At 59.9% G+C, this 24,879-nt stretch carries 27 protein-coding genes and 4 tRNA genes; 10 read left to right on the top strand and 21 right to left on the bottom strand.

The features are described from left to right. Positions 1-185 precede the first annotated feature (185 nt). The 3 genes from ACU688_RS04510 to ACU688_RS04500 all read left to right on the top strand — a co-directional run bounded on the left by ACU688_RS04510 (position 186) and on the right by ACU688_RS04500 (position 2,413). Complete coding sequence (locus ACU688_RS04510; RefSeq protein WP_448183791.1) at positions 186-1,274, top strand: asparaginase; 1,089 nt, start codon at positions 186-188, stop codon at positions 1,272-1,274. A 193-nt stretch (positions 1,275-1,467) separates the two neighbouring features. Further along, positions 1,468-1,719, top strand: coding sequence for a DUF1654 domain-containing protein (locus tag ACU688_RS04505; protein WP_017737837.1), 252 nt, complete (start codon positions 1,468-1,470; stop codon positions 1,717-1,719). Between the two features lie 4 nt (positions 1,720-1,723). Then, positions 1,724-2,413, top strand: a complete 690-nt coding sequence (locus ACU688_RS04500; RefSeq protein WP_448183790.1) for an endonuclease — start codon at positions 1,724-1,726, stop codon at positions 2,411-2,413. Between the two features lie 30 nt (positions 2,414-2,443). On the opposite strand, the gene ACU688_RS04495 is transcribed toward ACU688_RS04500, so the two are convergent. Then, positions 2,444-2,809, bottom strand: coding sequence for an SPOR domain-containing protein (locus tag ACU688_RS04495; RefSeq protein WP_448184030.1), 366 nt, complete (start codon positions 2,807-2,809; stop codon positions 2,444-2,446). A 263-nt stretch (positions 2,810-3,072) separates the two neighbouring features. On the opposite strand from ACU688_RS04495, the gene csrA reads away from it, so the two are divergent. Then, positions 3,073-3,267 carry a carbon storage regulator CsrA gene (gene csrA, locus ACU688_RS04490; RefSeq protein ID WP_003192511.1) on the top strand — a complete coding sequence of 65 codons (195 nt, stop codon included), beginning with the start codon at positions 3,073-3,075 and terminating at the stop codon, positions 3,265-3,267. A 204-nt stretch (positions 3,268-3,471) separates the two neighbouring features. Then, positions 3,472-3,735 (top strand): hypothetical protein, encoded by a 264-nt coding sequence (locus ACU688_RS04485; protein WP_448183789.1) that lies wholly within the window; start codon positions 3,472-3,474, stop codon positions 3,733-3,735. 11 nt (positions 3,736-3,746) lie between these two features. Here the strand turns inward: ACU688_RS04485 and ACU688_RS04480 are convergent, their stop codons facing one another. Next, the gene (locus ACU688_RS04480; protein WP_448183788.1) at positions 3,747-4,412 is read right to left on the bottom strand and encodes an HAD-IA family hydrolase; all 666 of its coding nucleotides are present in this window, start codon (positions 4,410-4,412) and stop codon (positions 3,747-3,749) included. Positions 4,413-4,636: 224 nt separating this feature from the next. Between ACU688_RS04480 and ACU688_RS04475 the strand changes: the two genes are divergently transcribed. Next, positions 4,637-4,954, top strand: a complete 318-nt coding sequence (locus tag ACU688_RS04475; RefSeq protein ID WP_448183787.1) for a hypothetical protein — start codon at positions 4,637-4,639, stop codon at positions 4,952-4,954. Between the two features lie 15 nt (positions 4,955-4,969). Here the strand turns inward: ACU688_RS04475 and pcp are convergent, their stop codons facing one another. From pcp to ACU688_RS04460, 3 genes are read right to left on the bottom strand one after another with little or no spacing between them, the layout of a single operon-like run. Further along, complete coding sequence (gene pcp / locus ACU688_RS04470; protein ID WP_448183786.1) at positions 4,970-5,611, bottom strand: pyroglutamyl-peptidase I; 642 nt, start codon at positions 5,609-5,611, stop codon at positions 4,970-4,972. Between the two features lie 7 nt (positions 5,612-5,618). Continuing rightward, positions 5,619-6,569: a DUF979 domain-containing protein gene (locus ACU688_RS04465; protein ID WP_448183785.1), complete on the bottom strand. Its 951-nt coding sequence runs from the start codon at positions 6,567-6,569 to the stop codon at positions 5,619-5,621. Further along, entirely contained in the window at positions 6,566-7,282 is a 717-nt protein-coding gene (locus ACU688_RS04460) for a DUF969 domain-containing protein (protein WP_448183784.1), read from the bottom strand. Before ACU688_RS04460 ends, ACU688_RS04465 begins: the two co-directional genes overlap by 4 nt. Positions 7,283-7,299: 17 nt before the next feature. On the opposite strand from ACU688_RS04460, the gene ACU688_RS04455 reads away from it, so the two are divergent. After that, the gene (locus ACU688_RS04455; RefSeq protein WP_448183783.1) at positions 7,300-7,554 is read left to right on the top strand and encodes a hypothetical protein; all 255 of its coding nucleotides are present in this window, start codon (positions 7,300-7,302) and stop codon (positions 7,552-7,554) included. On the opposite strand, the gene ACU688_RS04450 is transcribed toward ACU688_RS04455, so the two are convergent. After that, complete coding sequence (locus tag ACU688_RS04450) at positions 7,536-7,949, bottom strand: GNAT family N-acetyltransferase (protein WP_448183782.1); 414 nt, start codon at positions 7,947-7,949, stop codon at positions 7,536-7,538. The genes ACU688_RS04455 and ACU688_RS04450 overlap by 19 nt on opposite strands. 410 nt (positions 7,950-8,359) lie before the next feature. On the opposite strand from ACU688_RS04450, the gene ACU688_RS04445 reads away from it, so the two are divergent. Further along, positions 8,360-8,611 (top strand): helix-hairpin-helix domain-containing protein, encoded by a 252-nt coding sequence (locus ACU688_RS04445; protein WP_448183781.1) that lies wholly within the window; start codon positions 8,360-8,362, stop codon positions 8,609-8,611. A gap of 57 nt (positions 8,612-8,668) precedes the next feature. Beyond that, entirely contained in the window at positions 8,669-9,190 is a 522-nt protein-coding gene (locus ACU688_RS04440; protein ID WP_448183780.1) for a GNAT family N-acetyltransferase, read from the top strand. A 126-nt stretch (positions 9,191-9,316) separates the two neighbouring features. On the opposite strand, the gene ACU688_RS04435 is transcribed toward ACU688_RS04440, so the two are convergent. After that, positions 9,317-9,393: transfer RNA gene (locus tag ACU688_RS04435), tRNA-Val, on the bottom strand. A gap of 184 nt (positions 9,394-9,577) precedes the next feature. On the opposite strand from ACU688_RS04435, the gene ACU688_RS04430 reads away from it, so the two are divergent. After that, entirely contained in the window at positions 9,578-10,861 is a 1,284-nt protein-coding gene (locus ACU688_RS04430; RefSeq protein ID WP_448183779.1) for an NAD(P)/FAD-dependent oxidoreductase, read from the top strand. A 256-nt stretch (positions 10,862-11,117) separates the two neighbouring features. Here ACU688_RS04430 and ACU688_RS04425 read toward each other — a convergent pair. The 14 genes from ACU688_RS04425 to ACU688_RS04360 form a co-directional block, all read right to left on the bottom strand. Next, positions 11,118-11,194: transfer RNA gene (locus ACU688_RS04425), tRNA-Asp, on the bottom strand. Positions 11,195-11,300: 106 nt separating this feature from the next. Then, a tRNA-Asp gene (locus tag ACU688_RS04420) sits at positions 11,301-11,377 on the bottom strand. A gap of 55 nt (positions 11,378-11,432) precedes the next feature. Next, positions 11,433-11,508 (bottom strand) — tRNA-Val (locus ACU688_RS04415). 107 nt (positions 11,509-11,615) lie between these two features. Then, the gene (locus ACU688_RS04410) at positions 11,616-12,395 is read right to left on the bottom strand and encodes an SDR family oxidoreductase (RefSeq protein WP_448183778.1); all 780 of its coding nucleotides are present in this window, start codon (positions 12,393-12,395) and stop codon (positions 11,616-11,618) included. Beyond that, positions 12,392-13,603 carry an O-succinylhomoserine sulfhydrylase gene (locus ACU688_RS04405; RefSeq protein WP_017737849.1) on the bottom strand — a complete coding sequence of 404 codons (1,212 nt, stop codon included), beginning with the start codon at positions 13,601-13,603 and terminating at the stop codon, positions 12,392-12,394. The genes ACU688_RS04410 and ACU688_RS04405 overlap by 4 nt, the downstream gene beginning before the upstream one ends. Before the next feature lie 65 nt (positions 13,604-13,668). Continuing rightward, positions 13,669-15,174, bottom strand: coding sequence for an amidophosphoribosyltransferase (gene purF / locus ACU688_RS04400; protein ID WP_017737850.1), 1,506 nt, complete (start codon positions 15,172-15,174; stop codon positions 13,669-13,671). Positions 15,175-15,215: 41 nt separating this feature from the next. Beyond that, complete coding sequence (locus tag ACU688_RS04395) at positions 15,216-15,773, bottom strand: CvpA family protein (RefSeq protein WP_448183777.1); 558 nt, start codon at positions 15,771-15,773, stop codon at positions 15,216-15,218. Between the two features lie 258 nt (positions 15,774-16,031). Continuing rightward, entirely contained in the window at positions 16,032-16,691 is a 660-nt protein-coding gene (locus ACU688_RS04390; protein ID WP_448183776.1) for an SPOR domain-containing protein, read from the bottom strand. Continuing rightward, positions 16,675-17,982, bottom strand: a complete 1,308-nt coding sequence (gene folC, locus ACU688_RS04385; protein WP_448183775.1) for a bifunctional tetrahydrofolate synthase/dihydrofolate synthase — start codon at positions 17,980-17,982, stop codon at positions 16,675-16,677. The genes ACU688_RS04390 and folC overlap by 17 nt, the downstream gene beginning before the upstream one ends. Then, positions 17,979-18,899: an acetyl-CoA carboxylase, carboxyltransferase subunit beta gene (gene accD / locus ACU688_RS04380; protein ID WP_017737853.1), complete on the bottom strand. Its 921-nt coding sequence runs from the start codon at positions 18,897-18,899 to the stop codon at positions 17,979-17,981. The genes folC and accD overlap by 4 nt, the downstream gene beginning before the upstream one ends. Before the next feature lie 244 nt (positions 18,900-19,143). Further along, positions 19,144-19,764 (bottom strand): phosphoribosylanthranilate isomerase, encoded by a 621-nt coding sequence (locus ACU688_RS04375; protein ID WP_448183774.1) that lies wholly within the window; start codon positions 19,762-19,764, stop codon positions 19,144-19,146. Positions 19,765-19,827: 63 nt separating this feature from the next. Next, positions 19,828-20,652: a tRNA pseudouridine(38-40) synthase TruA gene (gene truA, locus ACU688_RS04370; RefSeq protein WP_017737855.1), complete on the bottom strand. Its 825-nt coding sequence runs from the start codon at positions 20,650-20,652 to the stop codon at positions 19,828-19,830. Positions 20,653-20,962: 310 nt separating this feature from the next. Continuing rightward, entirely contained in the window at positions 20,963-23,524 is a 2,562-nt protein-coding gene (locus ACU688_RS04365) for a FimV/HubP family polar landmark protein (RefSeq protein WP_448183773.1), read from the bottom strand. Positions 23,525-23,686: 162 nt separating this feature from the next. After that, positions 23,687-24,697, bottom strand: a complete 1,011-nt coding sequence (locus ACU688_RS04360) for an aspartate-semialdehyde dehydrogenase (RefSeq protein WP_448183772.1) — start codon at positions 24,695-24,697, stop codon at positions 23,687-23,689. Positions 24,698-24,879: the final 182 nt, after the last annotated feature.

The raw sequence follows: 24,879 nt of genomic DNA, 5'->3' as shown, positions 1-24,879 counted from the left end.
CGTATCGCTTACGAAACCCGGAAAATGATTTTATTCCTTATAAATCAATACTTTATTTTATGACTAAAAACTTGGTCAGGCTGGTACAGATCCTGCTCTTTCCCTGCACCTCGCGGCGTTCAGAACCGCCCGGGCGCTCTAGATGAACCTGCACCAGCACTCATCAAAAACCAGAGAGAAAAATAATGAAATCTGCATTGAAGAACATTGTCCCGGGCGCGCTGGCCCTCCTGCTGCTGTTCCCCGTTGCCGCCCAGGCAAAGGAAGTTGAAACCAGGACCAAACTCTCCAACGTGGTGATCCTCGCCACCGGCGGCACCATCGCCGGCGCTGGCGCCAGCTCGGCCAACAGCGCCACCTACCAGGCAGCCAAGGTCGGTATCGAGCAACTGATCGCCGGTATTCCTGAGCTTAGCCAGATCGCCAACGTTCGCGGCGAGCAAGTGATGCAAATTGCATCCGAGAGCATCAACAACGACAACCTGCTGCAACTGGGCCGTCGCGTCGCCGAACTGGCCGACAGCAAGGACGTGGACGGCATCGTGATCACCCACGGCACCGACACCCTGGAAGAGACCGCCTACTTCCTGAACCTGGTGGAAAAAACCGACAAGCCAATCATCGTGGTCGGCTCCATGCGCCCAGGCACCGCGATGTCGGCAGACGGCATGCTCAACCTGTACAACGCCGTGGCCGTGGCCGGCAGCAAAGATGCTCGCGGCAAGGGCGTGCTGGTGACCATGAACGACGAAATCCAATCGGGTCGCGACGTGAGCAAGATGGTCAACATCAAGACCGAAGCGTTCAAGAGCCCATGGGGCCCGCTGGGCATGGTGGTTGAAGGCAAATCCTACTGGTTCCGCCTGCCAGCCAAGCGCCACACCATGGATTCGGAATTCGACATCAAGAACATCAAGAGCCTGCCCGACGTTGAAATCGCCTACGGTTACGGCAACGTGAGCGACACGGCCTACAAGGCCCTGGCCCAGGCTGGCGCCAAAGCCATCATCCATGCCGGCACCGGCAATGGCTCGGTGTCGTCCAAGGTTGTCCCTGCCCTGCAAGAGCTGCGTAAACAAGGCGTGCAGATCATTCGTTCTTCCCACGTAAATGCTGGCGGTTTCGTTCTGCGCAACGCCGAACAACCTGACGACAAATACGACTGGGTGGTTGCTCATGACCTGAACCCGCAAAAAGCCCGCATCCTCGCGATGGTCGCCCTGACCAAGACCCAAGACAGCAAAGAGCTGCAACGGATGTTCTGGGAATACTGATTCCTGGTGACACCCCGGCAGGGGCGGCCTACCCGCCCCTGCCTCCCCTCGCAAATGCCCACCATTAGCACCGCCCCTTCCTACACCAAACCGCCCAAGTCGGTATCAGACGAACTTCCTGAAGTTTAAGCAGTTGCGAAATTGCTCGCAGTTAAATACTGTATGCACGTACAGCTTATCTAAGGAGTTCCCCGTGGCAAAGTCCTCTTCCGCAGCACAAACACCACCTGGCGCTTACGAACGCCTGGCCATTCGTGTGCAAAAGATCATCAATTCGACCAATGCCCAGAAAGCCAAGGCAGCCTTGATCTTCCGCCTGCCGGATGAACCCGAGGATGAGTGGCAGCGCCTGCTGGAGGAAATCGCAGAGAACGACAACGTCACCCTCGCATACCGGGATGATGGCGGCGTGCAGATTTTCTGGGTTGTGCCGAAGGAAGATTGATTCAATGAGTGCCCGCTTTATTGCTATGTGTTGCTTGTTTTTTTCCATCACCGCCCACGCGCAAGCGCCTCGCACGTTCAGCGAAGCCAAGAAAGTCGCCTGGACGCTCTACGCGCCACAATCCACCGAGTTTTATTGCGGTTGCAAATACACGGGCAACCGCGTGGACCTGAAAGCCTGCGGCTACATCCCACGCAAAAATGCCAGCCGCGCTGCACGTATCGAGTGGGAGCATATTGTCCCAGCCTGGCAGATCGGGCATCAGCGCCAATGCTGGCAACAAGGTGGGCGCAAAAACTGCACGCGCCATGACGATGCATTCAAGCGCGCCGAAGCCGACCTGCACAATCTGGTGCCCAGCATCGGCGAGGTCAACGGGGACCGTAACAACTTCAGTTTTGGTTGGCTGCCCGTGCAACGCGGGCAGTACGGATCATGCCTGACCCAGGTGGACTTCAAGGCCAAGAAAGTCATGCCGCGCCCGTCCGTTCGCGGGATGATTGCGCGCACTTATTTCTACATGAGCAAGCAATACGGTTTGCGCCTGTCGAAACAGGATCGTCAGTTGTACGAAGCCTGGAACAAGACCTACCCGGTGCAAACCTGGGAGCGCCAGCGCAATCAGACCGTAGCCTGCGTGATGGGGCGCGGCAATGAATTTGTCGGCCCGGTAAACCTCAAGGCCTGCGGTTGAACGTGGGCGGGACTCCCGCCCAACCAGCCCTTATTGCGCAGCCTGGTGCTCGACAACCTGTGACTCTGTATCGGTTTTCTTGGCGCGGGCCATCTTCTCGTTAAGCAATGTCTGTTTGGCCTCAGCCTCGGCCTTGCTTGCGAAAGGCCCTAGAAACACCTCGTCCTTACCGTCGACCTTCGCGATGTAAAAATTGAAACCATGTTCCAGCAACCACGCTGTCAGGTCGGTAATGGCCTGCAACTTGTGGTCCGGCGGGCCTACGCGCACATCCCACTCCTGGGCGGCAATCGTACCGGTTTGTGGCTGGCTTTCGGTCACGGCAGGCTTGGCCTTGGGGGCATCGACACGCTTGCCTTCACCGCAACCGGCCAATGCCAACACCGCAATTGCCATCGCTACTTTACGCACTGCCCTGCTCCTTTAAAGGATAAAGAGGCAACTTTATCATTCACTGTCTATTCTGGCCGTCATAAACGTTGGCTTAAACAATGCGAATCATGTATCGCAGACCTGTATGATGCCGCCATGGGAATTAATGTCGCCTCTATGCGTCCTAAAAGAGGCAGTCACAGGGAAGCGCTTAGCAGTAAGCTACACACATCCGACACCTGCCCTGTCTGAAACATGTGTCCTTAAAAGTAATCAAGGAGAAGTCCATGCTTATACTCACCCGCAAAGTCGGTGAAAGCATAAACATCGGTGATGACATCACGATCACCATCCTGGGCGTTAGCGGCCAGCAAGTACGAATCGGCATCAACGCACCAAAGGACGTTGCCGTGCATCGCGAGGAGATTTACCAACGCATCCAGGCTGGGCTGACTGCTCCAGACAAAAACCAGACGCCTTGAAGCACACCCAGTAGCCAGCCTTTTCGTTCACTGTAACGGCTGGCGAAAACCCCGAGCCCTGCTTAGGTTTTCCGTGAGTTCGAATGCCTCGGCCGTTCATCCCCGCAAAGATGAAACTATATCGGTGCCTGGAACTTGTGGGCCAACTCATAGCCGAATCTCCTGACCCTTTCCCGCCATCAGAGTGCAGTCAGGAGCACGTCGATGAGGCGCACAGCAACACAACCCTTCGCCATTCGTGCCTGGATAATCGCCCTGCTGATCGGGCTTGCCTTCGCAGGGCTGGAATTTGGCCTGAGCCTGGGAGCCGAACACGCCGCCAGCCCTGAAACCCGTTCGTGGCTGGAGCTTGGCTTATTCCTGTGCGCCTATCTGTTTGCGTTCTGCCTCAAGCCCATCCAGGCGGCCGTCCGGCGTAGGTTGTGCCGCAGCGCGACTCAACAGCTGCGACGCAAAGCGGCAAGTTGATGCCCTTCGCATCATTCGTCCCTTCCCTCCACATACAGCAAGCCGTCGGCACTACGCCGGGCCTGTAGTTTTTCGTATCCGTTTATCGACGGATGCTTCGTCACCATGGGCTCGAGGTGCGTCGAGGTCACGACCATCACATCCGCACCCGCAGCCTCGCCCGCCCGAATGCCCACTGTCGCATCCTCGAACACCAGGCACTCCTCAACCGGCACGCCCAGTCGCTGCGCCCCCAAAAGGTAACAAGCGGGGTCAGGTTTGCCGGTGGCGACATCTTCGGCTGTCACCAACACAGCAGGCGGAGTAATTCCCGCAGCCTGCAGACGACGCAACGCCAGTGCCCGAGGGGCAGAGGTAACCAACGCCCATTGATCGCCCGGCAAGTCGTTCAGGAATGCCGCGGCGCCAGGTATCGCGATAACACCTTCGACATCATTGATCTCGGCTTCGGTGATCCACTGCGCCTCGGCCTCTGGATCGACACCGGGCAATGCCTGGCGCGTGATCGTATCAATCGCGCGTGCGCCGTGGATGGTGGCCAGGAACGCCGCTACGTCCAGGTCATGGCGTTGCGCCCAAATGCTCCACACCCGCTCGGCAGCGGCGATGGAATTGAGCAGGGTCCCGTCCATATCGAACAGAAAGGCGCGGTAATGTTGAGCAGCTGGGATGGACACTGCGTGGCTTCCTCATGGGCGGTAACAAATAATCGGCCCGACGCAATCTACGGATGCCATCGATGCTTGTAAACGCTGGCTGCTCACCGAGCAGGGGGACTGGAAACCACAGGCCAGAGCCACGGTGTTATTTTGCAAAAATTTGCCGCCCCCTACTGGCCCGCACTCCTACTATTCTTTGCTCCGAGGCACTCACTCACATTGTTTGAAACGGACGTCACGCAGTGGAAAAAAGACAACATCAACTCAGTGCCGCGAATACTCTGAATACCCCAGCCCAAGGCAGAACTGCTGGAGGTAGCGACGGAGGTTCCGGCCTGGAAAAACGCTTGGGCTTACTGGAAAAGGGGTTAACAGAAATGAAAGAGAAGCTATTAACCGTTTCGAGCAAGGCAGACTCCATTGAAAAACACTTCGCCACCCGGGCAGACCTGGCGACGACGGAGATGAACATCATCAAATGCTTCGTCGCCACCACGCTCGCAATGGCCGGCCTTGCATGCGCTATCGCCTTCGGAGTGATCCGATTGCACTCCAGCTAAGGCGAATCGGACGGGTCAACTGACCTGTCCGCCGCCCTCCACAACATCCATGGGCGTACGCCACGCCGTCCGTACTGCAACCTGCAAGCCTTCAACAAGCATCGCCAAAGCCATCGAAGGTTGACCCGATCCAACGACCTGCTCCGGCAAGGCGGGCACATGAATAAACCCACTGCGCACAGCTGTCCCCGCCAGCAGGTGCTGCAACCGATAAAACACCTGGTTACATACAAACGTACCTGCGGTCTGCGAAACCGAGGCCGCGACCCCTGCCTCGCGCACGGCCTTGACCATCGCCTTGATCGGCAGCGTGGTGAAGTACGCTGCGGGACCACCCACAACCACCGCAGTGTCGATCGGTTGCGCGCCCAAGTTATCGGGGATGCGCGCATCGTTAACGTTGATCGCCACCCGCTCGATGGAAATATCACTGCGCCCCGGGCCGAGGCCAGTGGCAATGACCATCACCGGGGACAGTTCAGCGATAAATTGGGTCAGGTACTCACCCGCCGTGGCAAACGCGCAAGGCAACCGGCGCGCAACAATCTGCACATCGTCGCCCAGTTGCATGCCGTCCAGTTGGCGTACCGCCTCCCAGGACGGATTCACCAGGTCTTGATCGAAAGGCTCAAACCCCGTCAGCAGTATCGTTTGCATCTTGATCTCACATCAGCAGGTAAAGCAGGACGATATTGACCACCAACATCATCAGCGCCGTGGGTAACTGCGCCTTGATCACAGCGTTCTTGTCCGGCAGTTCCAGCAGCGCTGCCGGCACGATATTGAAGTTCGCCGCCATAGGTGTCATCAATGTGCCGCAGTAGCCAGAGAACATGCCAATGGCCGCCATCACCGCCGGGTTGCCACCGTAGATCCCCACCAATACCGGCACGCCGACACCGCCGGTCATCACCGGGAAGGCCGCAAAACCGTTACCCATGATCACCGTAAACAACGCCATGCCCAGTACGTAGACCATCACCGCCACCAACTTGTAATCCAGGTTGATATAGGTGGTGGTGACGTGAGCGACGGCCGTACCGACCCCCGCCTCATTAAACAACAACCCGAGCATCGCCAACATTTGCGGGAGCACCATGGCCCAGCCCAGGGCTTCTGTGAGGCGCCGGGATTCGCGCAGGGCCTGCACCGGTGTATCGCGAGTCAGCCAACAGGCCAGGCCGAGGGCGATCAGGCAACCGATGCCGAGGGACACAAAGGTGGTGTTTTTAGGGTCCAGCAGCGGCACGCCGGCAATCTCGGTGTGCTTGAGCAGTACCGAACCAATCACCGTGGTCAGGGGAATGGCTAGCGCTGGGATAAACAGCTTGTGCCCCAAGCGACCGGCGCTGGCGCGGGAAGCCTTGTCATGCAGTTCGGCATGCTGGCCACGGCCAACGCCGCCCATGCCGGCGATCAATGCCATCACCACCACACCTGCACCGATGACCACCGACGGCAAGCGCTCCCCAACGAGGAACGGAATGGCAAACAGCAGCCAGAACAGCGCGCTGGACCACCGTTTAGGATGGCTGCGGTCCAACACGATCATGCCTGCGGTGATCAGCAGTAGCACACCGGCCAACCAGTACAGATATTGAATGGAGATAATCATTGCACGGCCCCCACAGACATCACGGTCGGCGTCAGCTCGCGGGTGAGCCTGCGGTCAAACCGATGCAAGCGGATTGCGTGAACGATAAAGGCACAGATCGCCGTGGGAATGCCCCACACCGCAATGTGCAGCGGCTCCACATCAATGCCCGAGCCGAGCAGGAAGGTGTGCATCAGTGCAATCGCGCCAAAGGCGACAAAAATGTCTTCACCGAAAAACAACCCAACGTTGTCCGTCGCCGCACACATCGCCAGCACCTTGTGCCGCACCTTATCCGGCAACTTGCCGTAGCGCTTTTCCGCCGCACCTTCGGCCATCGGCGCCAACAGCGGACGCACCATCTGCGGATGCCCGCCCAGGCTGGTCAAGCCCATGGCCGCCGTGGATTCACGCACAAACAGGTAGATGATCAACAGACGCCCAACCGTCGCACGCTCAAACCGTGCGATCCAGTTCTGCGCATGCAGGCGCAAACCATGGCGCTCCAGCAAACCGATGACGGCCAGGGGTAACAGAAGGATCAATTGCAAGGCGCGAGTCTGAAGGAAACCATCACCCATGGTGGCGAGGATCTTTTCCAACGGGAAGTGGGCAGCAAGCCCGGTGGCGATGGCGGCAGCGGTGACCACCAACAGCGGATTGAAGCGCAAGACAAAGCCAACCACGATGACAAGTACGCCGATCAGCGGCCATAGGTTCACAACAGTTTGCATGACGATGAAGTCCTTAAATGCGCGCTGCGGCGCCATTACAGCAGGATGTGAACAAAGGGTTCACAGCAAGAAGTGGCGTGCAGTCGGCTCGGTTTTTTATTGTTGACCCGGAAGGTCGAGCGTCAGTGGCGGCAACTTTGCTGCCTGGGGCGGGAGGTGTCCAACAAGAAAAATTGTTGCTGCAAATCAATAAATTTTGTGAGTGTTTGGAGCGCGCGCTGAAGCCGGTTGGCGGTCATCAGCGCCTAGGGTTCTACGCGAAACGCTTCTGAAAAAAGAAGCGCTGATGACCCGGCGGGTAGTCGGCAACGTGACCGAACTCGCTGAAACCCAGTTTTCGGTAAAACCCGGGCGCCTGAAAGCTGAAGGTATCCAGCCATATCCCAACGCAACCTCTTTGGCGCGCCAAATCCTCAGCCGTACGCATCAGCCGCGTGCCCGTACCCTGGGTGCGCATCTGATCCGGGACACTCAACAACTCAACGAACAGCCAGCCGTAGGAAATCTTCCCGTAGAGCCCGCCAACAACTTCTTGGCTGTCGGGATCACGCAGTAAAATCCCGACGGTTTCGAAAGGAATTTCCCCGGTAATGCTGAGGTTGTAAGCGCGCAGCGGCTTGAGGATTGCCTCGCGCTCCTGTTCGGATACGTTGAACGACACTTCCATTGCGACCTCCTGCATGAGACGAAAACGTCGCTCAGTATGGCTTCATCAATGAAAAAAGGGCCAACCACTTGGTTGACCCAGAGACAGCTCGTCGCGCCTGGTCGGCTTAACAATGAAGAATCTCACACAGCACCTATACTCATTTGTGCGATAGCGCATCTCTGTGCATCGCTTCGCTGACGAAGAGGAAGTCCACTATGTACGCCGGACAAATGGGTATGGCGACAACAAATGGTGAGATCCGCTGCCAGATGGTTGTACAAATCATCTGCCTGCTATCGGTGGCTCAGCTTTTCTGCTGATTGATCAATACGCCCTGGCTAGATAGATTCCCCGCAGGAGTCGTTGCGACTCTACCCCCGTTTGCCCAGGATATTCCCAACGCCGACGCCCAAAAAAGGATTTTGTGGATGCCGTTTTCACCGGAAGAAAGGGCTCTGCTGCTTGCGCTCAAGGGCGTAGGGCCGACCGTGATTGCTCGACTTGAACAAATGGGCATCGAATCCCTGGCCGCGCTCGGAGCATCGAATGTCAGTGACATTCTGGCGCAAGCCTCGGCCGCTGTAGGTTCGACCTGCTGGAAAAACAGCCCACAGGCCCGGGCGGCCATTACCGCGGCGGTCAGCCTTGCGAGAAGCACTGTCGCGCGCGATCCAGCCTGACAGACGGCCTCGCTCACACGCCCCGGCCCGAACCCATCGCAGAGTAGGAAAGAGAGATTGATCACTATCAGGCAGGCGACCATCGAAGACCTGCACACGCTTCGCGAGATAGGCATACGCACTTACAAAGAACACTTTTCGCAGATCTGGACCACCGCCGGAATCCAGAACTTCCTCGACGAGGACTTCTCAGTCCACGCGCTGGAAAAATCAATCGAATCCCCCGCCCAACACTGTTGGCTAATCGCATTCGATGAGCAAAACCGCGCAGTAGGCTACTCAAAAGTAAACTGGGCGAAACGGATCCCGCTATCAACTCAGGTGGGTGCGGAGTTGCAGAAAATTTACTTCCTCAAGTCTCAGGCTGGTAAAGGCTGCGGCAAGCAGCTTCTCCAGTTCATTCATGACGCCGCACAAGATCGCAATCAAGGCTCCATTTGGCTGGACGTGCTGAAGAGCAATTCTGATGCACAGCGCTTCTACGAGCACTTTGGATTCAGAACACTCGGAGAAGTACCGTTCAGCACTGACATGGCCGAAATCGGGATGACTGTGATGCGCCTTGATCTGTCGCAATAGGCGCGCTCAATGCTTCGTACCTGGTTGCAGGCAAAGCACCTGCAGCCATTTGCAAATTCCAGACAACAAAAAAAGGCCCACCTTTCGGTGAGCCTTTCTAGACCGCCCAGCAGAGCGGATTTTGTTTGGTAGGCGCGATTGGACTCGAACCAACGACCCCCACCATGTCAAGGTGGTGCTCTAACCAACTGAGCTACGTGCCTGCTGTGAGGCGGCATTCTACGGAATTCCGAAGGGGTGTCAACATCTTTTTTGCAGCTAACCCTATGAATATGCGAATTATTTATTTGCACCGGGCATACCCACGGTTTTCGGGTGGCTGGCAGGCAATTTTCAACTCAGGTAGGATCGGGGCACTCGTAAAAAATATAAAACAGAGGTTCCAGGATGGCGAACACCCCCTACCCCCAGTCGTATTACGCCGCGTCCGCGAATGCGGTCCCGCCCCGCCCAGTGCTGCAAGGTGATGTCGAAACCGATGTGTGCGTGATTGGCGCTGGCTATACCGGCCTCTCAAGCGCGCTGTTCCTGCTGGAGAACGGTTTTCGCGTGACGGTGCTGGAAGCTGCCAAGGTAGGGTTCGGCGCGTCGGGCCGTAATGGCGGGCAGATCGTCAACAGCTACAGCCGTGATATTGATGTGATCGAACGCAGCGTCGGCCCCCAGCAGGCACAACTGCTCGGACAGATGGCCTTCGAGGGTGGCCGGATCATTCGCGAACGGGTTGCCAAATATCAGATCCAGTGCGACCTGAAGGACGGCGGCGTGTTCGCCGCACTCAACAGCAAGCACATGGGCCACCTGGAGTCGCAGAAGCGCCTATGGGAGCGATACGGCCACACGCAGCTGGAACTGCTGGACGAGCGCCGCATCCGCGAAGTCGTGGCGTGTGACAACTATGTGGGCGGCCTGCTGGACATGAGCGGCGGCCACATTCACCCACTCAACCTGGCATTGGGCGAAGCGGCGGCGGTGGAGTCCCTGGGCGGCACGATCTACGAGCAATCGGCGGCGCTGCGTATCGAGCGTGGCGCCAATCCGGTGGTGCACACCGCCGAGGGCAAGGTCAGGGCCAAGTTCATCATCGTTGCCGGCAACGCCTACCTGGGGAACCTGGTACCGGAGCTGGCGGCCAAGTCGATGCCCTGCGGCACACAAGTGATCACCACCGCCCCCTTGGGCGACGATCTGGCAAAGACGCTGCTTCCGCAGGACTACTGCGTCGAAGACTGCAACTACCTGCTCGACTACTACCGCCTCACCAGCGACAAGCGCCTGATCTTCGGCGGTGGCGTGGTGTATGGCGCGCGCGACCCGGCGAACATCGAAGCAATCATCCGCCCGAAAATGCTCAAGGCATTCCCACAGCTTAAGGACGTGAAGATCGACTACGCCTGGACCGGCAATTTCCTGCTGACTCTGTCGCGCTTGCCACAGGTAGGCCGCCTGGGCGACAACATCTACTACTCCCAGGGCTGTAGCGGCCATGGCGTGACGTACACGCACTTGGCGGGCAAGGTACTGGCGGAGGCGCTGCGAGGCCAGGCAGAGCGTTTTGACGCGTTTGCCGACCTGCCGCACTACCCGTTCCCGGGCGGGCAATTGTTGCGTACGCCGTTTGCGGCATTGGGGGCTTGGTATTACGGGCTGCGAGATAAGTTGGGGTTCTGACCCAATCCAACTATTGGAGCGCGCTTGTGTGGGAGCGGGCTTGCTCGCGAAAGCGGTGGATCGGTCAATAAATCTGGCGACTGACACACCGCATTCGCGGGCAAGCCCACTCCCACATTCTTGACCAGGGTGGTCACTGGACCAAATCGCAGACACAAAAAACCCCGGTCTTTCGACCAGGGTCTTTGCTATCGGATCAAAGCAGCCAAAGGCTTTCTTTGTGCTTCAAGGCGTTCAGTGGGCCTTGGAGCAGATATGGCGCAGCGGACGGGACTCGAACCCGCGACCCCCGGCGTGACAGGCCGGTATTCTAACCGACTGAACTACCGCTGCGTATCGCTTGACCGGCTGAGCGTAAACCCTCAACCGTCTTTTTAACGTCTGATCGATCAGCCTTGGCTGTTCAATCTCAGGCCTGACAAGTCAGACCTGGAAAATATGGCGCAGCGGACGGGACTCGAACCCGCGACCCCCGGCGTGACAGGCCGGTATTCTAACCGACTGAACTACCGCTGCGCGTCGGTGCAACCTTTAACGTTGCGTCTTGCCCTAAGGCAAAACTCTCAAGAAGTGGTGGGTGATGACGGGATCGAACCGCCGACCCTCTGCTTGTAAGGCAGATGCTCTCCCAGCTGAGCTAATCACCCTTTGCTTCGTTGAGGCCGCGAAATTTACGCAGGTAACGGACCTAAGTCAATAGCCCGCTTGAAGTTTTTCTGAAAAAGACAAAATTACTTCAAGACAGCCACCTGCCCTACTCGCTGTAAATCATCTTCTTGCTCATGCCACCGTCCACGACAAACTCTTGCCCGGTGACAAACCCGGCCTGACGCGACAGCAACCACGCCACCATTGCCGCCACATCCTCCACCGTGCCGACCCTGCCCGCAGGATGCTGGGCGTGATCCACGTCGGTCAACGGCTCGGCACGCCGCGCAGCAGGATCGCGCGCGTCGATCCAACCAGGGCTTACAGCGTTGACCCGCACTTCCGGGCCAAGGCTCATGGCCAGCGCGTGAGTGAGCGCCAGCAGGCCACCCTTGCTCGCCGCATAGGCCTCGGTGTCCGGCTCGGACTGACGAGCGCGGGTCGATGCGAGGTTAACGATGGCGCCGCCATGGGCGCGCAGGTACGGCGCACAATGCTTGGCCAACAACATCGGCCCACTGAGGTTCACCGCAAGCACACGATTCCAGTAGGCCAGGTCGAGGCTTTCCAGAGTGATATTGCGCGGATCTGCCACCGCCGCATTGCACACCAAGGCATCCAGGCGACCAAATTGCCCAAGCACCTCGGCAACGCCCTGGGCGACCTGCTTCTCATCGGCAACATCCATGGTGATAAACCAGGCATTTTCCCCCAGCACCTTGGACACCTTGGAACCGCGATCACGGTCCAGGTCAGCCAACACCACCTGCCAGCCTTCACTGATCAACCAGGCAGCGATCCCAAGCCCAATACCACGGGCAGCCCCCGTCACCAACGCAACGCGCCCGTTAGTGGCCGCCGCGCCCTCCTGGGACCACTCGATCACAAGGCCGCCAGCCCGCGAGCCAGGTCAGCCTGCAAGTCAGCCACATCTTCCAGACCTACCGCGATGCGGATCAGGCTGTCACGAATGCCCGCCGCTTCACGCTCTTGCGGCGCCAGGCGCCCGTGAGACGTGGTGCTCGGGTGGGTGATGGTGGTCTTGCTGTCGCCCAGGTTGGCAGTGATGGAGATCAGGCGCGTAGCATCGATAAAGCGCCAGGCGCCGTCTTTGCCACCCTTCACTTCAAAGCTCACCACCGCACCGAAACCACGCTGCTGGCGCTGGGCCAACTCGTGTTGCGGGTGGCTCTTGAGGCCGGCGTAGTGCACCTTCTCGATACCGTCCTGCTGCTCCAGCCACTCGGCCAGTGCCTGCGCATTGGCGCAATGGGCTTTCATGCGCAGGCTGAGGGTTTCCAGGCCTTTGAGGAAGATCCAGGCGTTGAACGGGCTCAAAGTCGGGCCCGCGGTGCGCAGGAAGCCGACGATTTCCTTCATCTGCTCGCCGCGACCCGCCACCACGCCCCCCATGCAACGGCCCTGGCCGTCGATGAACTTGGTGGCCGAGTGCACGACAATATCCGCACCCAACTTCAGCGGCTGCTGCAACGCCGGCGTGCAGAAGCAGTTATCCACCACCAGCATCGCGCCCTTGGCGTGAGCCACTTCGGACAACGCCGCGATATCCACCAACTCCGCCAACGGGTTGGACGGCGACTCGACGAACAACAGCTTGGTATTGGCCTTGATTGCTGCGTCCCAGCCGGAAAGATCCGCAAGCGGCACGTAGTCCACTTCGATACCGAAGCGCTTGAAATACTTCTCGAACAGGCTGATGGTCGAGCCGAACACACTGCGCGACACCAACACGTGGTCGCCTGCACTGCAAAGGCTCATCACCACCGCCAGGATCGCCGCCATGCCGGTCGCCGTCGCTACCGCCTGCTCAGCGCCTTCCAGGGCCGCGATGCGCTCTTCGAACGCGCGCACGGTCGGATTGGTGTAGCGCGAATAAACGTTGCCCGGCACTTCGCCCGCAAAGCGTGCAGCGGCATCACCGGCGGTGCGGAATACATAACTGGAAGTGAAGAACATCGGATCACCGTGCTCACCTTCCGGCGTGCGGTGCTGACCGGCGCGCACAGCCAGGGTATCGAAAGCTACGCCATCGAGGTCGCTATCCAACCGACCGGCATCCCATTCCTGACTCATGCTGCCACTCCTTACTCAATTCTTTATTTAAGATACAAAACCGGCCCCTCAGGGCCGGTGTCTACTCAGTTGTTGTACAGATCGATGATCGCGCTGACCGCCTGGGTCTTGATCTTCGACGAGTCGTTACGCGCCTGCTCGATCTTGTTCAGGTAGGCCTCATCGACATCACCGGTCACGTACTTGCCGTCGAACACGGCGCAGTCGAACTGCTCGATCTTGATCTTGCCACCACCGACTGCTTCGATCAGGTCTGGCAGATCCTGATAGATCAGCCAATCGGCGCCGATCAGGTCGGCAACGTCCTGGGTCGTGCGATTGTGGGCGATCAGCTCATGGGCGCTCGGCATGTCGATGCCGTACACGTTCGGGTAACGCACAGCTGGGGCTGCGGAACAGAAGTACACGTTCTTCGCACCGGCTTCGCGGGCCATCTGGATGATCTGCTTGCACGTGGTGCCGCGCACGATGGAGTCGTCTACCAGCATCACGTTCTTGCCGCGGAATTCCAACTCGATGGCGTTGAGCTTCTGGCGCACCGACTTCTTGCGCGCTGCCTGGCCCGGCATGATGAAGGTACGGCCGATGTAGCGGTTCTTCACGAAGCCTTCGCGGAACTTCACGCCCAGGTGGTTGGCCAGTTCCAGCGCAGCGGTACGGCTGGTGTCCGGGATCGGGATCACCACGTCGATGTCGTGCTCAGGACGCTCGCGCAGGATCTTCTCGGCCAGCTTCTCGCCCATGCGCAGGCGCGCCTTGTACACCGAAACGCCGTCGATGATCGAATCCGGGCGCGCCAGGTAGACGTGTTCGAAAATGCACGGGGTGAGTTTCGGCGCTACAGCGCACTGACGGGTATGCAGCTTGCCGTCTTCGGTGATGTACACCGCTTCGCCCGGCGCGAGGTCGCGGATCAGGGTGAAGCCCAGCACGTCCAGCGAGACGCTCTCGGAAGCGATCATGTACTCGACGCCTTCGTCGGTGTGACGCTGGCCGAACACGATCGGGCGAATGCCGTGCGGGTCACGGAAACCGACGATGCCGTAGCCGGTCACCATGGCTACGACGGCATAGCCACCGACACAACGGTTGTGCACGTCAGTAACGGCAGCGAACACGTCTTCTTCGGTCGGCTGCAGCTTGCCGCGCTGGGCCAGCTCGTGAGCGAACACGTTGAGCAGCACTTCCGAGTCGGAGCTGGTGTTGACGTGGCGCAGGTCAGATTCGTAAATCTCCTTGGCCAGCTGTTCAACGTTGGTCAGGTTGCCGTTATGCGCCAGGGTGATGCCGTAAGGCGAGTTGACGTAAAACGGTTGAGCTTCGGCCGAAGTCGAGCTACCGGCAGTCGGGTAACGCACATGGCCAATGCCCATGTGCCCGACGAGGCGCTGCATGTGACGCTGATGGAACACGTCACGTACCAGGCCATTGTCCTTGCGCAGGAATAACCGGCCGTCGTGGCTGGTCACAATACCGGCAGCGTCCTGGCCGCGGTGCTGGAGGACGGTTAGCGCGTCATACAGCGCCTGATTGACGTTCGACTTACCGACGATACCGACGATGCCACACATGCGACGCAACCCCTACTTAATGAATCTTGACTGAACACAGCTTACTGCGGCGTTTTGGCCGGCAAGAGGTGTTCCTTGAACGGAAGATCAGCGGGTACGCTGATTCCGCTGGCCAGCCACTGACTGCTCCACCCCAAAATGAGGTTCTTGGACCAATCGGCAACTAATAGAAATTTTGGCACGAGTACCGACTCCTGCCACCACGAATCCTGCTGTACTGGCCCCAGGCTCAATAGCCCGACCGCCACAACCACCAGCAACGCGCCGCGCGCGGCGCCAAAGGCCATGCCGAGAAATCGATCGGTCCCGGAGAGGCCGGTGACACGTATCAACTCGCCAATAAGATAATTGACCATTGCTCCCACCAGCAGCGTGGCGATGAACATGATGGCGCAGCCCGCGATGACGCGAGCCGAAGGTGTCTCGATATATCCGGCCAGGTAAACCGCCAGTGAGCCACCGAACATCCAGGCTACGACTCCTGCGATGATCCAGGTCAGCAACGATAGAGCTTCTTTTACGAAGCCGCGGCTTAGACTGATCAAAGCGGAGATGGCGACGATTGCAACGATCGCCCAATCAACCCAGGTAAATGGCACAGTGCAGCCTACAGACAGATAAGGCGGCGCATTTTAGCAGAGCGCTGGGCTATCGGTAAGCGGTGATTACGGCTGCTTTGCAAATCAGTAGTTTGTGATGGATTGATGCCATTTCAACCCCACCCCAAAAACAATGTGGGAGCTGGCTTGCCTGCGATGAGGCCGGTACATTCAACATCACTGTTGACTGCCCTACCGCTATCGCAGGCAAGCCAGCTCCCACACTTGGCCTGCATTTCACCCAATAACTGGCGCTGATCAACCGCGCTCAGGCTGGAAACGCACCACAAAACCATTGAGGTTCTGCTGGCGCCCCAGCAAATCACGCAGGCGATCCGCCTCGGCGCGCTCGATCAGCGGCCCGATAAACACTCGGTTCTTGCCGTCGGCACTGCGGATGTAGGCGTTGTAGCCCTGAGCACGCAGCTTTTTCTGCAAGGCGTCGGCGCTCTCGCGATTGGCCAGGCTGGCGAGCTGGATCGACCAACTGATCGGCAGGCCATTCGGATCGATACGGCTCTGCCCCACATCCGGCTTGCCCGGCGCGGCGGGTTGCGGCACTACAGGCTTGGGCGCAGGTGCCGGAGCGGCAGGTTTGGCCGCCACGACAGGCGCCGGCGCTGGCTTGACCACCGGCACGCTTGGCTGCACCGGCATCGACGGTGCGGTTTGCGCGGCGACTTCAGCATCGGTCGGCACCGGTTCTTCCTCAGGCAAGGCCTGCGGCTCTGGCACCACCACCGGTTCTACCTGCACCTGAGGCACCACAGGCACCTGCGGCGCAGCGGGCGCTTCAACCACGACTTGGCGTTGCTCATCCTGGCGGGAAAACAGCATCGGCAGGAAAATCACCGCTAACGCCACCAGAACCAGGGCTCCAACCATTCGCTGCTTGTATGCGCTATCCAGTAATGCCATGTGCAGCTTCCTCCGTGGAGCGCCGGGCCAACCACTCAAGCGCCTCGGCAACACAATAAAATGACCCGAACAACAGAATTTCGTCGTCAGGCGTGGCAACGGCGCACTGCGCCTCAAGGGCGGCGGTGACGCTTGCATACGACGCCACGGACGCACCAAGGTTCTGCAACGCCGCCGCCAGTTCAACAGCCGGACGGCTACGCGGCGAATCCAGCGGCGCGACCGCCCAAGCCTGGACACTGCCCAGCAACGGCGCAACCACGCCCTCCAGATCCTTATCGGCCAGCAAGCCGAATACCGCAAGGCGACGACCGACCGGCGGCGTACGCGACAGGCGCCGCGCCAGGTATTCAGCCGCATGCGGGTTATGCCCCACATCCAGCAGCAGGTTCAGGCGCTTGCCTTCCCACTCGAACGCACGGCGATCCAGGCGCCCTACCACCCGAGTGGCCTGCAAGGTCGCCGCAATCTGCCCGGCATCCCACGGCAGATCCAGCAACAGGTAGGCCTGCAAAGCGAGTGCGGCGTTTTCCATCGGCAGGTTCAGCAACGACAGGTCGCGCAACTCCACAATCTGGCCACGCGCATCACGCCCGCGCCATTGCCAGTGTTGCTCACCGACTTCAAGATTGAATTCACGGCCCCGCAAGTAGAACGGGCAGTCCAGCTCGCGCACCTTGTCCAGCAAAGTATGCGGTGGATCAATATCACCACACAGCGCAGGCTTGCCCTGACGGAAGATCCCAGCCTTTTCGTAGGCTACGGACTCACGGGTATCGCCCAGGTAATCAGCATGGTCCACGCCAATGCTGGTCACCAACGCCAGGTCGGCATCCACCACGTTGACCGTGTCCAGGCGACCGCCCAGGCCGACTTCCAGCACGACCACGTCCAGTTGCGCACGCTCGAACAGCCAGAACGCCGCCAGGGTGCCCATCTCGAAGTAAGTCAGGGAAATCTCGCCACGCCCGGCATCCAGTGCCGCGAAGGCTTCGCAGAGCTGCTCATCAGTGGCTTCGACGCCATTGAGTTGCACCCGCTCGTTGTAACGCAGCAGGTGCGGAGAATTGTACACGCCGACTTTCAGGCCTTGGGCCTGCAGCAGCGCGGCGACAAAGGCACAGGTAGAGCCTTTGCCGTTGGTACCGGTCACCGTGATCACGCGCGGCGCCGGCCGGCCCAACCCGAGGCGGGCCGCTACCTGTTGCGAGCGCTCCAGGCCCATGTCGATGGCGGACGGATGCAACTGCTCAAGGTAGGCGAGCCATTCGCCCAGGGTACGTTGGGTCATAGGTTTGCAGGCACCGGCGGCACGACAATCGGTTCAACTTTGGGCGCGACGTACACAGGCGTCGGCAGGCCCATCATTTGTGCCAGCAGGTTGCCCAGGCGTGGACGCAGTTCACCGCGCGGGATGATCAGGTCGATTGCGCCGTGCTCCAGCAGGAACTCGCTGCGCTGGAAGCCTTCCGGCAGTTTTTCACGCACGGTCTGCTCGATCACACGCGGGCCGGCAAAGCCGATCAAGGCCTTTGGCTCGCCGACGATTACGTCACCCAACATGGCCAGGCTGGCGGAAACGCCGCCGTAGACTGGGTCGGTCAGTACGGAGATGAACGGGATGCCTTCTTCACGCAGACGCGCCAGCACCGCAGAGGTCTTGGCCATTTGCATCAGGGAGATCAGCGCTTCCTGCATGCGCGCACCACCGGAGGCGGCGAAGCAGATCATCGGGCAACGGTTTTCCAGGGCGTAGTTGGCAGCGCGCACAAAACGCTCACCGACGATGGCACCCATGGAGCCGCCCATGAAGGAGAACTCGAACGCCGAGACCACAACGGGCATGCCCAGCAGCTTGCCGCTGACGGAGATCAGCGCGTCTTTCTCGCCGGTCTGCTTCTGCGCGCCGGTCAGGCGGTCCTTGTACTTCTTGCTGTCGCGGAACTTGAGACGGTCAACCGGCTCCAGGTCAGCGCCCAATTCGGCACGGCCGTCGGCATCCAGGAAGATGTCGATACGGGCGCGGGCGCCGATACGCATGTGGTGGTTGCACTTGGGGCAAACGTCCAGGGTCTTTTCCAGCTCCGGGCGGTACAGCACCGCGTCACAGGATGGGCACTTGTGCCACAGACCTTCAGGAACCGAGCTTTTCTTCACCTCGGAACGCATGATCGAAGGGATCAGTTTGTCTACTAACCAGTTGCTCATGCTTTCTTTCTCCAGTACCGGTGGCTTGAACACAGCCCCGCGTATGCCCTTGAGCTAAATTCATATGTGGCGATGACACATACTGGACGGGGTCAGACGTTCGACCAGCCATTTCCCGCATGCATCCTCAGCCTTCCAGACAACCTGCCAGTGCAGGGTTGCCACTTCATTTCCGGGCCACCCGCAAGCGGCACCGGGCTGTTTTACACAGTGGTAGTTATGGACGGCGGCAGACTGCCAGCCGTCACATCCCGCGCACAGCCTGCATGAATGCGCGAATCTTGCTGTGATCCTTGATGCCCTTGCCCTGCTCCACCCCACCGCTGACATCCACGGCATATGGGCGCACCTGCTCAATGGCCGCCGCGACGTTCACGGGGTTGAGCCCCCCAGCCAGGATAATCGGCTTGCTCAGCCCTTCGGGAATCAGCGTCCAGTCAAACGCCTCGCCCGTACCACCGGGGACGCCTTCGACATAAGTGTCCAGCAAGATCCCGCGAGCGCCCGTATAGGCAGCGCACGCGGCGGCAATATCGTCCCCGGCCTTGACCCGCACCGCCTTGATATACGGACGTTGGTAGCTTTCGCATTCGTCAGGGCTTTCGTCGCCATGGAATTGCAGCATGTCCAGCGGTACGGCATCCAGGGTTTCGTTGAGTTCGCAGCGGCTGGCGTTGACGAACAACCCCACAGTGGTGACGAACGGCGGCAACGCGGCGATGATCGCCCGCGCCTGCAGTACATTCACCGCGCGCGGGCTCTTGGCATAAAACACGAAACCGATGGCATCCGCCCCCGCCTCGACTGCCGCCAGCGCGTCTTCTATGCGGGTAATCCCGCAAATCTTGCTGCGAACGGCTGGCATGTCGTGGAAACCTCAGGGTTGGGCCGAGAAAGTCCCGGATGGTAACAAAAGCTATTCCGGGCGTCAGCCGCCAAGTTCGCTGAAACCTGTGAGGAAGTGTGGCCCGATGAAACGTTCCGGCAGCTCGAACTCGTCGCGATACTCCACGTCCACCAGATACAGGCCAAATGGATGAGCTGTTACACCGCCTGTACGGCGAACACGGCTTTCCAGCACTTCCTTGGCCCACTCCACCGGCCGCTCGCCAGTACCAATGGTCATCAGCACGCCCGCAATGTTGCGCACCATATGGTGCAGGAACGCACCAGCGCGGATATCCAGCACGATCATCTTGCCGTGGCGCGTCACCCGAAGGTGATGGACTTCCTTGATCGGCGACTTGGCCTGGCACTGGCCAGCGCGAAACGCACTGAAGTCATGCACGCCGACCAGATGCTGCGCGGCCTCAGCCATGCGCTCGGCGTCCAGTGGGCGGTGGTTCCAGGTGATTTCTTCGTTGAGGTGCGCCGGGCGGATCTGATCGTTGTAGATCACATAACGGTAACGCCGGGCGATGGCCTTGAAGCGCGCATGAAAGTGCGCCGGCATGACCTTGGCCCAACTGACACTGACGTCATGGGGCAAGTTGATATTTGCGCCCATCACCCACGCCTTCATCGTGCGCTCGGCCTGGGTGTCGAAGTGCACCACCTGGCCGCAGGCATGCACGCCGGCATCGGTGCGCCCGGCGCACATCAGCGACACCGGTGAGTCAGCAACTTTCGACAGCGCCTTCTCCAGGGTTTCCTGCACCGTCAGCACGCCAGATGCCTGGCGCTGCCAGCCGCGATAGCGCGAACCTTTGTATTCCACGCCCAGGGCGATGCGGTAAAAGCCTGCGGCCGCCATTTCGGCGGCCGCGTTATCTATATTTGCCAAGAACTGAGAGCCTGATGAGTTGCGCAAAGGCGGCCATTATAGAGGTGGCTGCCCAAATGTGGGAGCGGGCTTGCCTGCGATAGCGGTGGGCCAGCTGCATTTGTGCCGACTGACAGGCCGCCTTCGCGGGCAAGCCCGCTCCCACAGGGGATTGGGTTTGCAGGCCAGTTCAGGTTTGCACCCATCAAACTGTGGGAGCTGGCTTGCCTGCGATGGCGGAGGTTCAGCTGCATCTGTGATAACTGGCGGGCGAGCCCAACCAGTTGACTATCGCTGCCCTTTAAATGCGGCCGAGCATTTCCTTGGCCTCACCACGCTGGGATTCGTCACCTTCGGTCAGCACCTCGGACAAGATATCCCGCGCGCCATCCGCATCGCCCATGTCGATATAGGCCTGGGCCAGATCCAGCTTGGTCGCCACCTCATCGGTGCCCGACAGGAAGTCGAATTCCGGCTCATCGCCCCCCAACGCCGCGTCTTCTGCGGTAAAGGACGGCTCGATGGATGGATGCTCCAGGCTCTGGGACAAACGGTCCAACTCGGCATTGACGTCGTCCAGCTCGGACGCGAAGGCGTCCGGCTTGGCGGCTGTTTCTGGCTCATCGGCCAGGGATAGATCGAAGTCTTCCGGCAGCTCGAAATCATCCAGTGCGGCAGGCGCCAGGGTTGGTGGTTCGACTCCAGGTACGCCCTGCATCTGTTCTTCAAAACCGGACAGGAAATCGTCATCGGACTGCGCAGACGCCGGAGCATCCAATTGCAGGTCGAGGTCGAAGTCCGACAGGTCGTCCGGGCTGGCTTTCGCTTCAGCTTGTTGCTGCAGCACGGATTCGAAACTCAGTACATCTTCAGGATTGACCTCGGCAGGCGATGCCGCTTCCAGGTCATCCAGGCTCAGGTCGAAATCAGTGTCGAAGGCTTCCGGCTCTGGCGTCGGCGCGGCGGGTTTGTCTTCCAGCAGGTCCTTGACGTATTGCGCATCCAGGGCCGCGGCGGCCACTGCGGCGCTCACGCCCGCTGCCAGCACGGCCATCGCCGGGAAACGCGACTTGAGCTGTTCGACCTGGGCATGGTTGTCACCATTGGCCACCAGTTGGCGCTCCTGGGTGACGAAGCCGTCCTTATCATTCTGCAGACCGTAGACTTCCATCAGCTTCAAGCGCAGGTCACTGCGCTTGGGCTCCTGCTTGATCGCTTGCTCCAACACATCGGCGGCCTGGTTCAGGTGGCCACGATCGAGCAGGGATTGCGCCTGGGCCAACGCATCATTGGCGTTGGCCGGGGCCACAGCTACCGCCAACGGCGCGAGCACCGAGGCAACGGTCGGCACCACGACGGCCGGCTCAACCACTGGAGCCGGCGCTGGAGCTGCCGCCAGCTTGACGCTCGGCGCAGGCACTTCCAGGCCTTCGAAGCTGTCCGGTGGCAGGTCCTGGTCGAGGTTCGAGGTGAACTCCGGCTCTTCGGCCAGGGCACGGGCCATGCGCAGGTGCTTTTCTTCTTCACGACGGGCGTTGCGATGACGCAACACCAGCAGCAACAACAGCAATGCCACCAGGGCGGCCGCGCCACCCACCACGCCCAGGACCACTGGATTGGTCAGCAGGTCATTGAACTGGCCTTCGTTGCTGGCAGGGGCGGCTTCAGGCTTGATTGACTCCGGGGCCGGCGCTGGGGCCGCCGGTGTAGGCGTGGCAGCCGGTGCAGATGGAGCTGCCGGAGCGGCTGCGGCCGGGGCAGCGGCCAATTGAGCGGGAATTACCGCAGGCACTGCTGCGGGATCACCCTTCTCGGCTTGCAGGCGCGCCAGTTGATCGTTCTTCAGTTGAATCAGTTTTTGCAGCTTGTCCAGCTGGCTTTGCAGGTCCGCCGCACGGCTTTTCAGCTCGGCGTTGTCACGACGGGTGGTGTCCAGTTCTTCCTGGGTCATCGCCAGTTTGTCGCTCAGGGCACGGCCGTCAGCGGCCTTGCCTTTTGCGCCCTTCTTGGCGGACTCGGCCGAGACCAGGCTCAGATTGTCCTTGGCGTTGGTGCTCGACGGTGCATTGCCCGCCTGGGTGCGCTTGGTGGCATCCAGTTGCTGCTTGCCGGCGACCTGGTTGGTCGCCGCGCGACGGCCCTGGCGCCACGCTGCGTTTTGCGCCGTTACTTCGGCAATCGCCTGGGGTTGCGCTAGCGCAGTACTTTGTACGGTGTCCGGCAGGCGCAGGACCTGGCCGGTTTTCAGGCGGTTGATATTGCCGTCGATAAAGGCGTCGGGGTTAAGCGCCTGGATCGCCAGCATGGTCTGCTGGATCGAACCGCCGTTGCGGTTCTTCGCGGCAATTTCCCACAAGGTGTCGCGGGAAGTGGTGGTGTGCTGCGCCGCTTTGCTCGCAACCGGCGCGGGGCTGGCCGGCGCCGACACACGTGGCGCCGGGGCTGTTGCGGCCGGCTGTTCAAACTTGGCCGGGTCCAGCAGCACGCTGTAGTCGCGCATCAAGCGGCCGTTGGGCCACTGCACCTGCAACAGGAAACGTACGTAGGATTCAGGCAACGGCTTGCTGGAGGTAACGCGCACCACACTGCGGCCGCTGGGATTGATCACCGGTGTAAACACCAGGTCATTCAGAAACGCTTGGCGGTCGACGCCCGCATCCACAAACGCCTGGGACGAAGCCAGGCTCGGCGTGATCTCGGAAGCCGTGAGGCCGCCGACATCGAGCAATTCGATTTCCACCGACAACGGCTGGTTCAACTGCGACTTGAGGGTCATTTCCCCCAGTTGCAGCGCCTGCGCCATACCGGAGGACAGCGCCGAGGCGGCCGCTATTGCTAACACCAGTTTGCGAACTTGAACCATAGCCTCATCCTTTGTTTGAACACTCCCCGGCCTGCGAGAAGGTTGGTAACCGCTGCCATAAGGCATGGCGAGCCGATAGGTCACCGACGCGCTTCTGTTCCTGCTTGGGGCCAAGCATAGCGCCTGGTTAGAATCAATCTACAAATTGCCGCCAAGTATCTTTTACACAAGGTCTTTTATCAACAACTGCGCCAGCTGCACGGCATTCAGTGCCGCACCTTTGCGTACGTTATCTGACGTCAGCCACAGATTTAGTTCCGCCGCATCGTCCACTCCAGCGCGAACCCGTCCTACATACACAACGTCTTGTCCTACCGCATCGCCAACGGCGGTTGGGTAATCGCCCTCCTCCACCAGCTCTACACCCGGCGCTGCGTCGAGTGCGCGGTTAACGGCGGCGAGATCGACCGGCGCGGCCAGTTGCAAAGACACAGTCAGGCTATCGCCAAAAAACACCGGGGCTTGAACGCAAGTTGCGGAAATCTTTAGTAAAGGAGATTCCAGCACGGCACGCAGTTCGTGTACGAGACGTTTCTCCAATGCTGTATGACCTTTGGCATCTGGCGTACCGACTTGTGCCAACAGGTTGAAGGCCATCTGCCGATCAAAGAACTTCGGCTCCAACGGACGCACATTCAACAGCTCGGCGGTTTGTCGCGCCAACTCGCTCACGGCTTCACGCCCCTGGGCCGACACCGCCAGGTTGGCGGTAACGCTTACACGCTGGATATCCAGCAAGCCACGCAACGGTGCCAGGACTACCGCCAGGTTGGTGGCAGACGGGCTTGGGCTGGCGAGCTGGAAAGGCTTTTTCAGGCCGCTCAATACGTGCGCGTTCGCTTCCGGTACCACCGGCGGCGCCTGCTCAGCCGGCAACGCGCCGGACAGGTCGATCACCGCACAACCAGCCGCCGTGGCGCGCGGGGCGAAACTCAAGGTCACTGCCGGCCCCGCCGCAAAAAACGCCAGCTGCACCTTTTTGAAATCGAACTCGTCGACTTCCTTGACCCGCAGGTTCTTGCCGCGAAACGGCACCGAGGCACCGGCCGAGTTGTTGCCGGCCAGCAGATACAGGGTGCCCACCGGGAAATCCAGCTCTTCGAGGATCTGCACCAGGGTTTCACCGACGGTGCCGGTGGCGCCGATCACGGCGATTTCAAAGGTCTGGGTCATGGGGGCTGCCTCGGGCATTGCGGGGGGAGCGGCACTTTACCGGGTGGTGGGGTAATTGGGCCAGTTTTTGTGGTGGGGCTGATGGCCCCATCGCAGGCAAGCCAGCTCCCACATTTTGGATATGTGAATACATTCAAGTGTGGGAGCTGGCTTGCCTGCGATAGCGCCCGAAAGCACAACAA

The sequence above is a fragment of the Pseudomonas acericola (SeqCode) genome (assembly GCF_053456465.1).
This window is presented reverse-complemented; position numbering and strand designations above follow the sequence as displayed.